The 14,607-nt window shown below is 63.5% G+C and carries 16 protein-coding genes, 1 tRNA gene and 1 pseudogene; 11 read left to right on the top strand and 7 right to left on the bottom strand.

The window, feature by feature from the left end; translation table 11 throughout:
- The first annotated feature begins 74 nt into the window (after positions 1–74).
- Positions 75–148, top strand: a tRNA-Pro gene (locus AWB89_RS22835).
- Between the two features lie 170 nt (positions 149–318).
- On the opposite strand, the gene AWB89_RS22830 is transcribed toward AWB89_RS22835, so the two are convergent.
- Positions 319–3,201 carry a metallophosphoesterase gene (locus AWB89_RS22830; protein ID WP_142282612.1) on the bottom strand — a complete coding sequence of 961 codons (2,883 nt, stop codon included), beginning with the start codon at positions 3,199–3,201 and terminating at the stop codon, positions 319–321.
- Positions 3,202–3,369: 168 nt separating this feature from the next.
- On the opposite strand from AWB89_RS22830, the gene AWB89_RS22825 reads away from it, so the two are divergent.
- The 4 genes from AWB89_RS22825 (at position 3,370) to AWB89_RS22810 (ending at position 6,476) form a co-directional block, all read left to right on the top strand.
- Positions 3,370–4,278, top strand: a complete 909-nt coding sequence (locus tag AWB89_RS22825; RefSeq protein WP_085176801.1) for an alpha/beta fold hydrolase — start codon at positions 3,370–3,372, stop codon at positions 4,276–4,278.
- 35 nt (positions 4,279–4,313) lie between these two features.
- A complete protein-coding gene (locus tag AWB89_RS22820) occupies positions 4,314–4,799 on the top strand; it encodes a pyridoxamine 5'-phosphate oxidase family protein (RefSeq protein ID WP_085176799.1) in 486 nt (161 codons plus the stop codon).
- 49 nt (positions 4,800–4,848) lie between these two features.
- A complete protein-coding gene (locus tag AWB89_RS22815; RefSeq protein WP_085176723.1) occupies positions 4,849–6,039 on the top strand; it encodes an aldose epimerase family protein in 1,191 nt (396 codons plus the stop codon).
- A gap of 224 nt (positions 6,040–6,263) precedes the next feature.
- The gene (locus AWB89_RS22810; RefSeq protein ID WP_085101276.1) at positions 6,264–6,476 is read left to right on the top strand and encodes a CsbD family protein; all 213 of its coding nucleotides are present in this window, start codon (positions 6,264–6,266) and stop codon (positions 6,474–6,476) included.
- 431 nt (positions 6,477–6,907) lie between these two features.
- On the opposite strand, the pseudogene AWB89_RS22805 reads toward AWB89_RS22810, so the two are convergent.
- Positions 6,908–7,050, bottom strand: a pseudogene (locus AWB89_RS22805) (class I SAM-dependent methyltransferase); the annotation flags it as partial.
- A 102-nt stretch (positions 7,051–7,152) separates the two neighbouring features.
- Between AWB89_RS22805 and AWB89_RS22800 the strand changes: the two are divergent.
- Positions 7,153–7,437 (top strand): DUF3349 domain-containing protein, encoded by a 285-nt coding sequence (locus AWB89_RS22800; RefSeq protein WP_372515216.1) that lies wholly within the window; start codon positions 7,153–7,155, stop codon positions 7,435–7,437.
- A 114-nt stretch (positions 7,438–7,551) separates the two neighbouring features.
- Here AWB89_RS22800 and AWB89_RS22795 read toward each other — a convergent pair whose 3' ends face one another.
- From AWB89_RS22795 to AWB89_RS22785, 3 genes are all read right to left on the bottom strand, one after another.
- Complete coding sequence (locus AWB89_RS22795; protein ID WP_085176721.1) at positions 7,552–7,935, bottom strand: DUF4189 domain-containing protein; 384 nt, start codon at positions 7,933–7,935, stop codon at positions 7,552–7,554.
- A gap of 80 nt (positions 7,936–8,015) precedes the next feature.
- Positions 8,016–8,450, bottom strand: a complete 435-nt coding sequence (locus AWB89_RS22790) for a DUF4383 domain-containing protein (RefSeq protein WP_085176718.1) — start codon at positions 8,448–8,450, stop codon at positions 8,016–8,018.
- A gap of 66 nt (positions 8,451–8,516) precedes the next feature.
- Complete coding sequence (locus tag AWB89_RS22785) at positions 8,517–10,073, bottom strand: succinic semialdehyde dehydrogenase (protein WP_085176716.1); 1,557 nt, start codon at positions 10,071–10,073, stop codon at positions 8,517–8,519.
- 68 nt (positions 10,074–10,141) lie between these two features.
- On the opposite strand from AWB89_RS22785, the gene AWB89_RS22780 reads away from it, so the two are divergent.
- Entirely contained in the window at positions 10,142–10,510 is a 369-nt protein-coding gene (locus AWB89_RS22780) for a nuclear transport factor 2 family protein (protein ID WP_085176714.1), read from the top strand.
- Here the strand turns inward: AWB89_RS22780 and AWB89_RS22775 are convergent.
- The gene (locus AWB89_RS22775; protein WP_085101262.1) at positions 10,507–11,052 is read right to left on the bottom strand and encodes a GNAT family N-acetyltransferase; all 546 of its coding nucleotides are present in this window, start codon (positions 11,050–11,052) and stop codon (positions 10,507–10,509) included. The genes AWB89_RS22780 and AWB89_RS22775 overlap by 4 nt on opposite strands.
- A gap of 40 nt (positions 11,053–11,092) precedes the next feature.
- Positions 11,093–11,542, bottom strand: a complete 450-nt coding sequence (locus tag AWB89_RS22770; RefSeq protein ID WP_085176712.1) for a DUF5994 family protein — start codon at positions 11,540–11,542, stop codon at positions 11,093–11,095.
- A gap of 233 nt (positions 11,543–11,775) precedes the next feature.
- Between AWB89_RS22770 and AWB89_RS22765 the strand changes: the two genes are divergently transcribed.
- The 4 genes from AWB89_RS22765 to AWB89_RS22750 all read left to right on the top strand — a co-directional run bounded on the left by AWB89_RS22765 (position 11,776) and on the right by AWB89_RS22750 (position 14,578).
- Positions 11,776–12,009 carry a hypothetical protein gene (locus tag AWB89_RS22765; protein ID WP_085101256.1) on the top strand — a complete coding sequence of 78 codons (234 nt, stop codon included), beginning with the start codon at positions 11,776–11,778 and terminating at the stop codon, positions 12,007–12,009.
- A gap of 52 nt (positions 12,010–12,061) precedes the next feature.
- The gene (locus AWB89_RS22760) at positions 12,062–12,652 is read left to right on the top strand and encodes a TetR/AcrR family transcriptional regulator (RefSeq protein ID WP_085176710.1); all 591 of its coding nucleotides are present in this window, start codon (positions 12,062–12,064) and stop codon (positions 12,650–12,652) included.
- Between the two features lie 98 nt (positions 12,653–12,750).
- Positions 12,751–13,689, top strand: a complete 939-nt coding sequence (locus AWB89_RS22755; RefSeq protein ID WP_085176708.1) for an aldo/keto reductase — start codon at positions 12,751–12,753, stop codon at positions 13,687–13,689.
- A 4-nt stretch (positions 13,690–13,693) separates the two neighbouring features.
- Positions 13,694–14,578, top strand: coding sequence for a pyridoxamine 5'-phosphate oxidase family protein (locus AWB89_RS22750; protein WP_085176706.1), 885 nt, complete (start codon positions 13,694–13,696; stop codon positions 14,576–14,578).
- Positions 14,579–14,607: the final 29 nt, after the last annotated feature.

The following is a 14,607-nucleotide window of genomic DNA, read 5'->3' as shown; positions in this document are numbered from 1 at the left end:
GGCTCGGGCATTCGTCAGGCCGCGGCTCGGCTGCGGTAGGCTGTCGACCTGCTGCCGGTGATCGCGGCGGCATGCGGGCTGTGGCGCAGTTTGGTAGCGCACTTGACTGGGGGTCAAGTGGTCGCAGGTTCAAATCCTGTCAGCCCGACGGTGTGGTGAAGCACGACATCGGAATGGCCCCGAACTTGCGTTAGCTGCGGGGGTTTTTTGCGCGCGGGGCCCTTGGGTGCGGCGATGGGTTGATAATCGCTGGTTGGTCCACGATGAGATCGCGCAGAGTTCTCCGATGGGACTACGGCGCAGAGGCGGACGCCGCAGTCAATAGCGGGCAGCGACCGTCTCGTCCAGTTTTTTGGTCAGCTGCGCGACTACGTTCGGTGGCGCTTTGACGGCCGCTAGCGAGGAAACAAGTCGTCTGAACCGCTCCACCTCCTCGGCCGTCAAGGATTCATTACGAACACAGGCGATGTCGCAGAAGGTATACATGTCAACCGCTTTGCGAGCGGGCGCCAGCGATGGGTACGTGGCGGCGTTGTAGCGCTGATTTAAGGCTCCGCGTGTTCTCAACCAGGCTCTGTCGGGGCGATCGTCGGAATAGGGCGGCCCCTTGGACTCGGGCAGGTCTCCAAAGTAGTAAAGCGTGTAACCGCGGTTGTAAGACGCTAAATTATGATCGGATTGAAGTTCGTCGAAGTACTTGCTTGTGTACGTCCAATTGTTTTGCTGGGCAAGGGCCCAGGATAGACTATTTCGGAGAAATAGATTCGTCTCGTCCCTCAGGAGTTCCACCAGTGATTCATGGGCGGGCACTTCGAGCCGAGATGCCAAGTATGCCAACAGGTTTTTCACCGTTAGCCCGTCCTGGAGATGTTCCGTCGCGGGATCTTTATACATCTTGGCCAGATGGTGAGGCCATTCGGTTAGGTCTATGCCGGAACGCGTCAGTAGATCCACGAGGTGGTGCCGGATTTCGGGCGTGAGATCGCGCCTGAGAAGGCTTATGCATGATTCCGGATCTGACCCCATGTTGCGCTGAAGTGCCGACGATATATACCGCGCCGTTAAGAATTCATAGAATGAATAATGGAAATATGCGGAGGGGCCGTCTTGTATGTCGAGTATGCCGGCTAGGGCTCGGCGCACGCATTGCGCTGAAGCGTGTTGATCGAGCGCGAATTGCGCTAAATCTGCGGGATAAAGTGAGTCAGGTTCAAGTTGTGAGCGGCATATGTGCCAAGATAAGTCTTGCCACAGATCCACCGCACTCGGAATATCATTGCATCCTACGGCACGAACACGCACATCCGTCGCCGAGCCGAGTCGGTTCATATATTCCGAATACAGGGACGTGCGATCTGATGGAAGTTCGCCATTATCGGCAAGGAAAGTCAACATGCGAGCGAGTAATGGCCTGCGTACCAGTGCAGCGAGGTTGGGGTCTGCTTGAACCCGACTAGTCAGCGACTGATCGACAAAGACGTGGCCCTCGTTCAGTTGAGCAACGAACTGTTCGAATTGCATGGGATCCCAGTCATGCACATACCAGATGTGATCAAATATATCAAAGGGAACGTAGCCGGAAAGAGTGTAATCATAGTCGTTCTCTCGACAGGAAACTATTAGCTGGCCCATCTTTGCTAATGCCTTTAGATGCGAGCTGATGGTCGTAGCCGCTACTCCTGCTGAGAGCGCTTCGTCAATACCGTCAACTATGAAGGCTCCCGATGATCTAACTTTTTCTTCGAGACTCGAAAGATTAACCTCGCCTATTTGGACCAAATCTGATAACTGTATTTTGGAATCTTTGAATTTGGCAATGTCGACAACTATCGGGACTCGCTCGGTTTGCTCTAATAGTCCTTTGCTAATTTCGTACAGGATCACAGTCTTTCCCGCGCCCGGGGCGCCCAAAATCAGAATGTTCTTCTCGGAATAGTCGGCGATAACGCTGCCAGCCGACATCAGTTCTGACTGGTCTTTCGCTCCTCGACGGCCGAAGCGCGTCGTAACTACGAGGCCAGCGGCGCGAAGTTCCTCGACGCTCATGTCTGTTGGGAATGCAGTTCGCCGTCGCCCAAGCTCGGCAACCGCGCTTCGGGCGAATCGCCGGAGGGGGTCACCAGGCAGCGGGACCGGTGCGGCCCGGACCGGAGACCGAATTACGTGCTCGACGAAAGGCGAGCCCTCGGGTAGTTGTTCGGAGTCCGCGGCCCAACGGACCTGTTTTCCGGCCCATCGCCGAGGCCAGATTCGGATGGCTATAGACCCGTCGTCCAGTTCGACGATGGCTCCCACGCTAAAAGTCGCAGGGGTGCCAGCTCGGTTTTCAGCTTCATCAGGGTGCACGGCGCCCGCCGCAACGGTCACAAGAGATCCTCCTGCGCCGTACGTTATTCTTTGGGTCTCTGGGTCGTGCATGTGGCCGTGAAGGTGCACGTGAGCATATTTGCGCATCATCCGAGCTAGATACGGTCCGTTCGCCGCATTCAGCCAATCAACCGGATGATGTGTGAGGGCGAAGACAAGATCGCCCTTTGGTATGTTCAGGAAGGCCGCATTGCTCGCAGCTTTCGCTAGGCTCAATTTTTCTTTATCTGTATCGTCATTACACAGTAGTGCCGTATTCATGCCGGCAAGGTGAACTTTCAGATTTCCGCCAATATCGACTCTTTCAAGCCACAGGCCGTCTGCGTTCTCGTCGACGGGGGAGCCGATTTTTTGGCAAAACTCATTATAGTTCTGAAAACGTGGTGCAATTAGATCAGTATCTGCGGTATTACGGATTACATCGTCGAGGTTTTCACCTGACTTTGCATCACGTAAGGCGCGAAGGAGGCGAGTCGTGTTATTTGGCAGATCCTTCTCGTTATTGGCCTTGATGTCCGGCGTTCTCTGAACATCGTGGTTTCCCGGTACGGCAAACACCGGTAAGTGATTATCGAGCAGATTTCTTAACTTCGAAACCAGGTCCACAGCGTCGGCGTATTCCTGGGGTCCACGTGCCATTCCGCCGGAGAATGCTATGTCGCCGGTTAGTAGAATAGCTGCAGGCTTCGGCGCACCGATTTCGACAAGTACTTCAACAGCAGAAAGAATTTCAGTGATTACCGCTTCTTGCTCCTCTTGGTACGGCTTACTGCCATGACCGAAATGTATGTCGGAGAGGTGCAGCCATGCCCAATGGACCTTTTCGTTTACCATCTTCGCCACTTCTGTAGGCCTCGGTGCAGCAATCCTAGTGAAGATCCCTCAAGTAGCCAAGGCCGACTTATGAGCTACTACCGCGATGGCGCCGCCGCCGTCATTTGCGCCAGGCGACGCTGCGCAGCGAGTGCGAGCCATCGGTATGCCGAAGGCATGATGACCACCATGGACGCTGAACTGAAACGCTGGCTGGACTCGGGGGAGTACTTCGATTACCTCGGCTTCGACATCTTCTACCGCGTCGAGGGCAGCGGGCCTCCACTGCTGCTGATCCACGGCTATCCGTTCAACACGTTCGACTGGGCGCCGATCTGGCCGACGCTGACGCAACGGTTCACCGTCATCGCCCCGGACATGATCGGCATGGGGTTCTCCGCGAAACCGGTGGCCTACGAGTACTCGGTCCTAGACCACGCCGACGTGCACGAGGCTCTCCTACAGCACCTCAACATCGACCACGCGCACATTTTGGCCCACGACATCGGCGACTCGGTGGGCCAGGAACTGTTGGCCCGCCACGAATTCGGCCAACAGGCCTACGGCTCGCCACAGATCGACTCGATCACCTGGCTCAACGGCGGCATGTTCATCGAGTCGTACACGCCCAGGGCCGCGCAGAAGCTGATGTCGGGCACCCCGCTGGGCGACGTCTTCAGCCAGGTGCAGAACACCCCGCTTGCTCGCCGGCTCCTCGAACCGACGCTGCGCGAGATGTTCGGGCCGAACACCAAGCCGACCCGGCACATGATGGACGTATTCAACCAGATCCTGGATTACAACGACGGCCGCCGCGTGCTGCACAAGGTCGGCCGGTTCATCAACGACCGCTACAAGCACCGCAACCGGTGGGTGCGCGCCATGCGGCAGACCGCGGTTCCGATGCGGCTGATCGACGGGCCGATCGACCCGAACTCCGGTGCCCACATGGCCCGCCGCTACGCCGAGGTGATACCCAACCCCGATGTGGTGATGCTCGCCGACGACATCGGGCACTGGCCGCAAATCGAGGCGCCCGAGGAAGTGCTACAGCACTTCCTCGCCCACATCGACCGACTCGCCCGGCCCAAGGGATAGGGCGCGAACATCAGACGGTGTACGACATAGATGTGGTGAACAAGCACGAATTGGCCCGGGAGCTGGGCCACCCCGGCGCCCAGAAGCTGCTCTCCGGCTCTATGGCCCGGCTCGCTTACAACGGACACGATGGCTTCCCGCGGGTGATCCCGGTCGGGTTCTACTGGACCGGCGAACGCATCGTCGTCTCGACGGCGCCGACCTCACCGAAAGCCCGCGCGATCTCGTCCCGCCCGCAAGTCGCACTGACGATCGACACCGGCTCCACGCCGGAAGAGGCAAGGGCCCTGTTGGTCCGCGGCCTCGCGACGCTGGAAACCGTCGACGGCGTCACCGAGGAGTACCTCGCGGCGGCGAGGAGCTCAATGGACGAACCCGGGCTCGCCGAGTTCGAACACAACGTGCGCTCCACGTATAAGCAGATGGTGCGCATCTCGATCGAGCCCCTGTGGGCACGGTTCTACGACTTCGGCGCTGGCCGGTTGCCCGTTTACCTCGCGAACCTCATCAACGATGCTTAGCGAGGCTCCGGTCGGGGCAAGTCGGATTGCCAGAGCGCAAGGAGCGCCCATGCGCGGCAACGCATTACCTCGATTGATCGCCATCGCCTGTGTCGCGAGCCTTGCGGCCTGCAGCACCGCGGCGAAGACCGCGGTGGGTAGCGGCAGCGCGTCGCCGCCCGCGAGGCCGCGGTCGATCACCAGCGAACCGTTCGGCGAAATGAGCGGGGCGCCGGTGAGCCGCTACACGCTCGACAGCGGAAACGGCATGCGCGTGCGAATCCTCACCTACGGCGGCATCGTCCAGTCGATCGAGGTTCCCGATCGCACCGGACATGTCGACAATGTGGTGCTCGGATTTCCGACCCTTGACGGCTACCTGCGCAACACCGGCTCCGGCAAAACCTACTTCGGCGCGATCGTGGGCCGCTACGCCAACCGGATCGCCAAGGGAACCTTCTCGCTGAACGGCACCGAGTATCACGTGCCGCTCAACAACAACGGCAACAGCCTGCACGGCGGCACCGCGGGCTTCGACACGAAGGTGTGGCAGGCGAGCCCGCAGAACGGGACCGACAGTGTCGGCCTGCAGCTCCAATACGTCAGCCCCGCAGGAGAAATGGGCTATCCCGGGAACCTGACGACCACGGTCAGCTACACCGTAAACCCGAACAACGAACTGCGCATCGACTACCACGCGACCACCGATGCCCCGGCCGTGCTCAACCTGACCAACCACAGCTACTTCAACCTGGCCGGCGAGGACACGCTCGACGTCTACAACCAAACGATCACCATCAACGCCGACAACTACACCCCGACCGACGCCACGCAGATCCCGACGGGGGAGATCGCTCCAGTGAAGGGCACACCGTTCGACTTCACCTCGGCGACAGCGATCGGCGCGCATATCACGGCGAACGACCCGCAGCTGCTGCTGGCCCACGGCTACGACCACAACTGGGTGATCAACCGCGGCGGCAACACCGGGCTGGTCCAGGCGGCCCGGGCCGTCGATCCGCAGACCGGGCGCACGCTGACGGTCTCCACCACCGAACCCGGGGTGCAGTTCTACACCGCCAACTTCCTCGACGGGGCGCTCACGGGCACCGGCGGGCACATCTATCGGCAGGGTGCGGGATTCACAGTGGAGACCCAGCACTACCCGGATTCGCCGAATCACCCGAATTTCCCGAGCACAACCCTGAACCCGGGCCAAACCTACGATTCGGCAACGGTTTTCGCTTTCGGCACCCAATAGGCCAGCCAAGGCTGTTCCAGCGGACGTTCGCTGTCGAGCTGTTTTTCCAGGATTGCCGAAGCGCAGCGCGGCAACGTCGGGATGTCGACTGACGGAGCGGGTCTGCAGCCCTGCGGATCAAGGCTTTCGGTCGCGCCGCTGTGTAGCAAGGCGGGGTGGGTCAGGCCGAAAATGGGTAACCGCCGATTAGCGCACTATTCGTAACCGAAGAGAAGGACACGCCAGTGAGCGGTGCGAATAAAGCCCGAAACAAGATCGACCAGGTCACGGGCAAGGTGAAGGCGGCAGTCGGCCGCGCGATGAACGATCCGGCGTTGGAGGCTGAGGGCAGGGCTGATCAGCGTGCGGCTCACCTGCGAGACGCGGGTGAAAAGGTCAAAGACGCGTTCCGGCCTCGTCGGCGTCGACAGATGCCTCGTCGGCGTCGACAGATATAGCGGACGAAGCCCCCACGAAACGCCCAGCGGGATCGGTCCCGCGCCCACGCCTAGCGAGGGCAGGACCGCCCGCTCCCGCGCGGCACGGCGCAAGGCTCCGCCTGATGGCCTGAAGCCCGGACGAGGCCCGGATGAACTTACTGGATGTTCTCAACGTCGTACATATATGAGCACCATCTCCACAATGCGGACCGGACATCGTCGACTGGCGGACGGATCGCTGCTCCGGATTGACATCGAGCTGGGCCGCTTTGTGGGAAGTCTTTACACACGAGACATGCGGGTGAAGAAACAAGTCGTCGGCAGTGAGGTCGAGGTTCATGCGTGGGCCGGCGGCGTGCACCCGTCGTTCGGCGGAACCATTGCGAAGGTTTCGCATATCGCAACGAAAGTGGCACCACCACAACAGATTAACGCTGACGTCCGATTCCCTACTTCACTAGGGTGAAGTGGTTGACGTCCATATAACCGATCCGGAACATCTTGGCGCAGCGGTCAGGTACTTGATATAGCGCTCGTACACCTCTGCCGAGTGAATCTCGAGGGCCTCGCTTTTGTGTGCCTGCAGCACATCCCGCGCTTCACATCTCCGCGAGGCTGGCGAAGCGTCCGGGGCCCGCGTTAGGCTGTTAGCCGCGCTGATCCGTAGCTTTAGCGACTGTCGCGGGGGTGTCAGGTGAGCTTGAGTGATTTGGCGGCCAGGTTTGTGGCGTTCATCCGCGCCGGCTACCCGCACGGCATCCCCAAGACCGACTGCAGAGCGCTGCTGGCATTGTTGCGGCGTCGGTTATCCGAGGACGAGGTAGCGGCAGTGGCCAAAGACCTGGTGGCCCGCGGCGAGTTGAAAATCGCCGATATCGGCGCGACCATCGCGTGGTTCAGTGACAAACCGGCAACGGCGGCAGATCTTGAACGTGTCCAGCGTCGCCTTAGAGGTGATTGGCTGTCCCGCCCGTCCTGACCAAGTGCCGTGGGTGCTTCCTACCCGGCCGGTCACAACGCTGCGCGGGAAATTCGTTTCAAGGGCGGGCCAGAAATCAAAAGCCGCGGATCTTGCGGTTCATGTAACGGTACGTCACTGCCCGGCGCACTGAACCTCGACGACGCGGCCCGACGAGATCTTCGCCAGCGCGCCGTCCTGGGCGGCCGTCGGCGTCATGCCCCAGTCGGCGGCCCACCCGTGAGGGGCGAGAGCCAAAGCGGTGCAACCGTTTTGAGACCACGACGCGACGGTGCAGCCGGGGCCATGCACCTGGCATTTACCCAGCGCGATGTGGGTAGCCTCCTCCATGGTGGTGCCGTTGGTGGTCCAGCCGGCCCAGCCGGTGATGGGGGAGTAGGCGATCACGACGTAACGGTCGACGGCGGCCGCCTGCGCGGCGGGCGACGCCAGGAACGCAGCGCCGAAGAAAGCGGCGGCGGTCAAGGCGATCAAGGCGTAGATGCGGTGGCGAGTCATTGCGGAACCTCATGAGTCGTTTGGAGTGGACGAACTCACGATCGGACGCGCGGCTTGGCGAGTCCTAAAAAGATTCTTGGTTACCGAGCTTTCCGAAGATCGGCGAGCGAGTTCCGCGGCCCACCGTCCATGCGAATCTGGATGGCCGCCACCGCGAGCATCACGCCGGCGGTCACCAAATGCACCACCGCGTCGGTCGTATTGTTGGGAAACGTGAAGACAAACGCCACCTGATGCGAGAAGAACGCCCAAATACCCGGCAGCGCACCGGCTACCGCCGCGAACAAGAGATACAGCACCGCCCACGACTTGCGCGTCGCGAACACCAAACCCGGCGCGAACAGGGCCAGCCCGGCGACGGCATGCCAGCCGTTGTAGTCCATTCCGAACAGTTGAACAGTGGGTGCACCGGGCCCGGTCGCGAAGCTCGGCTCAAGAATGAAGCCGATCACCGCCTGCGCGACGTGCAAAACACAGATGATCAGCAGCCCGATCTGGGCGAAACTCCACCTCACGTTGCACCTCCTTGTGCACGGTGGGATCGCCCCGAATACTACGCCGGGTAGTAGGTCATCGCAATGTCACTTCCGCCCGGGCAGCCGCATCACCGCGCGGACCACGGGCACCAGCGACTTCTGCCACAGGGTCGACGGAACACCAAGCGGCGGATCGAGATTGAACACGCGAGCCGCCGCGATCGTCTGCGATTCGGTGTACTTCAGCAGGCCCTCGGGACCGTGCCGGCGGCCGACGCCGGACTGGCCCATCCCGCCCATCGGCGCGCCGAGGCTGCCCCACGCGAACGCGTACCCCTCGTTGACGTTCACCGTCCCCGACCGCAGCCGCGCGGCGATCTGCTCGCCCTCCGCGGCCGACCCCGCGAACACGCTGGCGTTTAGCCCGTACTCGGTGTCATTCGCCTTGTGGACTGCCTCGTCCACGTCGGCGACGGGATAAATGGACACGAGCGGCCCGAACGTCTCGTTGGCCGCGCATTCCATCTCCGGTGTGACGTCGGTGAGCACCGTCGGCTCGTAGAACAGCGGCCCGATGTCACTCCGGGCCTTGCCACCCGTAATCACCTTGGCGCCCTTGGCTTTCGCGTCGTCGACGTGGTCGGTCACCGTGTCCAGCTGACTCGCGGAGATCAAGCTGCCCATGTCCACCGAGAAGTCATACGCGGTGCCCAGCTTCATGTTTCGGACGGCGGCGCCGAACTTACTGGTGAATTCGTCGGCGATGTCCTTCTCGACGTAGATCCGCTCGATGGAGATGCACAACTGGCCCGCATTGGAGAAGCACGCCCGGGTGGCGGCGCGCGCGGCCTTGTCGAGGTTGGCCCCGCGCGTGACGATCATGGCGTTCTTGCCGCCGAGCTCCGCCGAGAAGCCGATCAGCCGACGGCCACAGTGCTCGGCGAGCTGCCTGCCGGTGGCGGTCGAGCCGGTGAACATCAGGTAGTCGCAGTTGTCGATGATCGCGGTGCCGACCACCGAGCCCGGACCGGGGACGATCGCGTAGAGCGCCCGCGGCAACCCCGCCCTGTACAGCAGCTCGGCGCACGCCAGCGCGCAATACGGCGTCTGACTGTCCGGCTTGAGCACCACCGCGTTGCCCGCCAGCAGCGCCGGCACCGAGTCCGAGGCCGTCAAGGTCATCGGGTAGTTCCACGGCGAGATCACGCCGACGACGCCCTTGGGCTGATAGGCGACGGTGGTCTTGCCGACCCCCGGGAGCAGCGCTTGGACCTTGCGCGGCTTCAGCAGGTCGGCGGCGACGCTGACGTAGTAGTTCGCGTTGGCCATCAGGTCGATGATTTCCTCCTGCGCCGCCCAACGGGCCTTGCCGGCCTCGGCTTGCAGCAGGTCCATCAGGAACTCACGGTTCTCGACGACCAGGTCGCGATAGCGGCGGATGACGTCGACGCGGTCGGTCACCGGACGGTTCGCCCACTCGACCTGCGCCGCGCGGGCCTCGGCGAAGGCCGCTTCGACGTCCTCGGCCCTGCCGATGGGGATCGTGGTCAGCGGTTTACCGGTGAAGACCTCATCGATCGTCTTGGTCTCGCGTGCCTCGACGTCCTTGATGGCGGCGAGCTGGCGCAATCGGTCGAAGACCTCGGCTGATGGTGCGGACATGTCGTAACCCCTCGGAAATGCACAGCGTCCAAAGCACCAGCCTATAGCCGCGACTACAGTCCACCACCGTGAAGCCTGACGCGGTTGCTTTCGCCGAGCAGTGGGTGGAGGCATGGAATGCCCACGATGTGGAGTCGGTGCTGCAGCATTTCGACGACGAGGTCGTGTTCACGTCGCCGGTGGCCGCCAAGCTGCTGCCCGAAACGGCGGGCGTCGTTCGTGGCAAGCCCGCGCTCCGCGGCTACTGGGCCCTGGCGTTGCAGCGCAAACCGAACCTGCGGTTCGTCGTCGAGGGCGTCTATGACGGCATCGACACCATCGTCATCGCCTACCGCAACCAGGACGGCGGCCTCGTCAGCGAGGTGCTTCGATTCAGCGGCGGCCTGGTCGTCGAGGGCCATGGAACGTATCGCGTTGCCGCGCAAGGAGATGACTAGACGATCGGCGTTGGCGGGCCGTCCGGCTCGCCAGTAGGCGACAGGTCGAGCTGCATCCACGCGACGTCGTGCCAGCTGTCGTGCTTCCATCCGACGCGACGGTAGAGGCCCGCGTCGCGAAACCCGAAGGATCGATGAAATGCGTTGCTGGATTCGTTCGGTTGGGTGATGCCGGCGAAGGCGCGGCGGTAACCGCGCTCGGCCAGCCGGTCCAGCAGCCGCGTGTAGAGCTTGCGGCCGGCGCCCGAACGATGATGCCCATCGTCGATATAGATGCTGGTTTCGGCCGACCATTGATACGCGGCGCGGGGATTGAACGCGTGCGCGTAGGCGTAGCCGATCACGCGCCCGGCGGCGTCCTCGGCGACAAGCCAATCGTGGGTCGCCCGGGCCGCCTCGATGCGGGCTGCCATCTGCGCCACCGTCGGGACCTCGACTTCGAAGGTGATCGCCGTGTCCTCGACGTAGGGCCGGTAAATCGCCGCGCAACGGGCGGCATCGGCCGGGATCGCCGAGCGCACCGTGCTGTCGCTTGCTGCCATGCGGGTAGTGTCGCACTACCAATTCGGCAGGCGCACCGAGCTATTCGGTGATGGCCGCGGCGAGCTGTTGCCGGGCGGCCTGCAGGATCAGGCCGGCGGTCAGAAACGCCTGCTTGCCTTGGTCGCAGGAGTCGACGGGCAGATCGGCGGCGCGGCGCAACACCATCACCGCGAGCGCAGTGTAGGTGGCATACGGGACGACCAGCAGGTTGACGTGTGCCAGACCGCCGCTCAACGTCATCACGTGCTGGCGCTTGTGTTCCCAACCCGCCCAATTGAAGTCGGGCGGTCGTTGCAGCGGTGGCCAGTTGACGTTGATGGCGTCGATCTCGCCGAGCAGGGGAGTCAGGGCCGTTACGAGGGTGGGCAATTCGTTGGTGATCCGGTCCGCGCGGGGCCACCACGCACCATCGATCGCCCCACCCAATTGGTGAGCCACGGAGAGCCGGACGGGTTCGCTGCGGCGCCGGCCCGCGCGCGGATAGGTCATCGCTCAGCCGACCGACGTGGGACTGTACAAACGGTTGACGCTGTGCGATTCACGGGCTGGTCCTTCACGTTCTGCATCGCCCGCACGCGCGGATGGCGGTAGACCACCGCTGACAAACGAAACGGCTCGTGGTTGACGCTACGCTCCTCGCCGCCGGGCGAATCGGTCGGGTGCTCAGCGCGGAACGTAAATCCCACGTAGGGTTGCGGCAACAGCTAAAGGATGGACGACAGTTGCCTATAGAGAATTGGTGCGACGCACCCCAGATCCATCCGTCGCAGGTCCGGGTCGGTGACATCATCGGCACTTTGCGGGAAACCACATTGCGCCTCACCGTGAAACTGATCGGTGGGCCCCAGAGCACCCCGCGCCAGTGGACGTTTTTCACCCGCGACGACAACGGCCTGCAGCGCACCAGCACGTTCGGCGAGGACGAGCTGGTCCGCAGGTACGTCAAAGCCTGCTGACAGGCCGCCGACCGCCACGAAGATAGCCGACCGGTCGGCTACTCTTGGCGGTATGCCGCGCCCGCCGAACCCCGAGGTGCGCCGCCGCCTGCTCGAGGCGGGGCTCGACCTCGTGCACGCCCGAGGTTTCACCGCCAGCGGCGTCAAGGACATCACCGACGCCGCCGGCGTGCCGAAGGGGTCGTTCTACGCGTATTTCGACAGCAAAGAGGCCTTCGCCGCGGCGATCCTCGAGCATCACTGGGCCGACATCGAGGCGCGGCTGCTGCCGATCCTGGAAACGGACGGGACGGCGCAGGAACGAATCACGCGGTTCTTCCATGCGCTCGCCGACGAGCACGAGGCCGGCGACTTCCTGCTCGGCTGCCTCGTCGGCAACCTGTCGCTGGAGCTGGGCGGCTCGAGCGAGCCGGTGCGCACCGAGCTCGTCCGCATCCTCGACCGCTGGGATGCGGCGCTGAGCACGTGTGTGCGTTCCGGCCAGCGCGGCTCCGGGGGTATCCGCAGCGACCTCGATGCCGGCGAGCTGGCCGCCCAGCTCACCGAGGCATGGGAGGGCGCTGCCCTGCGCGGGAAGGTGACCCGCAGCCGCGCCCCCTATGACCGCTTCGAAGCGGTCACCGTCCCGGCCCTGCTGCACTAATCCGTCCCGGGAATACGCGGCCACGGAACCCGGTTAAGTAGACGACTGGTCGTCTATCGCAGCGCGGCCAGCGGCAACCGACTAGCGAGGATGGCCCCATGACAGACCTCAGCCGGCACAGATTCGCCTTAAACAACGGCAGCGGTGCGATGCCCGCGCTCGGCTTTGGGACGTCGCTGTCCGACAACACCAGGACGCGCGACGCCGTCAAGGCCGCGGTGCAGGTCGGGTTCCGCCATCTCGACGCCGCCGAGCGGTACCGCAACGAAGCCGACGTCGGTGCGGCGCTCAAAGAATTGTTCGCGGACGGGACCGTGCGCCGCGAGGAACTGTTCGTCACCACCAAACTCTGGAACAACAACCATCGACCCGAACGGGTCAGGCCCGCGCTGCAGGCCAGCCTGGGCCGCCTCGGGCTGGAGGCGGTCGATCTGTATCTGGTGCACACGCCGTTCGCGTTCCGGCCCGGTGACGACCAGGATCCCCGCGACGCCCGCGGTGCTGTCGTCTACGACGACGGGGTCACGCTCGAGGAAACCTGGGCGGCAATGGAATCCCTTGTCGACGAAGGTCTTACGCGAGCGATCGGGCTGTCGGACATCGACGCCGCCGGCACCCGCAACGTCATGGAAAGCGCCCGGATCAAGCCCGCGGTCGTCGAGGTCGAGTCGCACCCCTACCACCCGCAGTGGGAACTTCACGAATTGTGCGCGACGCACGGCATCATCCTGCTGGCATTCGCCTCGCTGGGGCATGCGCTGGAACCGCGGTTGCTCGACGACCCGCTGATCGTGTCGATCGCCTCCAGCCTCGGAAAGACCCCCGCCCAAGTGCTTTTGGCGTGGGGCATCCAGCGCGGCAGCGCGGTACTCACGGCATCAGTGACGCCCGCGCGCATCCGCGAAAACTTCGACGTCACTGCCCTTCCCGAGAACGCGATCCGAGAGATCAACGAGCGCCTCGAAACTCGCTACCGGTTCAATTCCGTCGTCGATGCCGGGCAACCCGGATTCGCCGAAGTCCCGCAAGGCAGCTGAGCAGATGACAGGTTTCCACAGCGGCGAGCTGACCGTGCAACGACAAGCCGGCGTCGAGGCGCAGGCCGCCCGGCTCGCGCCGATGGTCGGCCGGCGCCAGCTGAGTGGCGGAACGGCCGCCGCCCTCTCCGACATGACGTTCGCGGCTTTAGCCGCCCGCGATGCGACCGGGCGGCTGTGGACCTCACCGCTGCTCGGGCCGGCCGGTTTCCTACAGGTCGCGTCGCCGACCACCCTGCAGATCCACGCGTCGCTGCCGGGCGTCGATCCCCTGCACGGCCTACCTTGCGGGCAGCCGGTCGGTGTCGTCGCCATGAACTTCCTGACCCGGCGGCGCGTTCGGATCAACGGTCGACTCGCCTCCACCGAGGGCGGACTGGCCATCGACGTCGACCAGGCCTACGGCAACTGCCCGCAATACATCCACCAGCGCCGGGTCCGGGCCGATGGACCGCCCGGCGACAACCGGGTGCGGCTGCACTCCGGAACTACGTTGCGGCCCAGCGACCTTCGCCTCATCAACGCCGCGGACACGTTCTTCCTCGGCACCACCCACGCCACCTCCGGCAACGACGCCTCCCACCGCGGCGGGCCGCCGGGCTTCGTTCGCGCCACACCCGGTCGGCTGTGGTGGCCGGACTACCCCGGCAACAACATGTTCAACAGCCTCGGCAACCTCTCGACCGATCCCGCCGCGGCGCTGCTGTTTTTGGACTTCCGCACCGGCATCGCGCTGCAGCTCTCCGGCAGCGCCGCGGTCCGCTGGAGCGACCCGGGGGCCGCGGGCGACGACGGCCACACCGGCCGCCGCGTCGAGTTCGTACCGCAACGGGTGATCAGTACGGGGCCGCCGGCCCTCGCGGAGGCCGGCGTCAGCCCCTCGACCTGATGGCTCCATCACGCCGAGACTGCACTCAG

Origin of the sequence: Mycobacterium paraense (assembly GCF_002101815.1) — a bacterium.
Lineage (GTDB): Bacteria > Actinomycetota > Actinomycetes > Mycobacteriales > Mycobacteriaceae > Mycobacterium > Mycobacterium paraense.
This window is presented reverse-complemented; position numbering and strand designations above follow the sequence as displayed.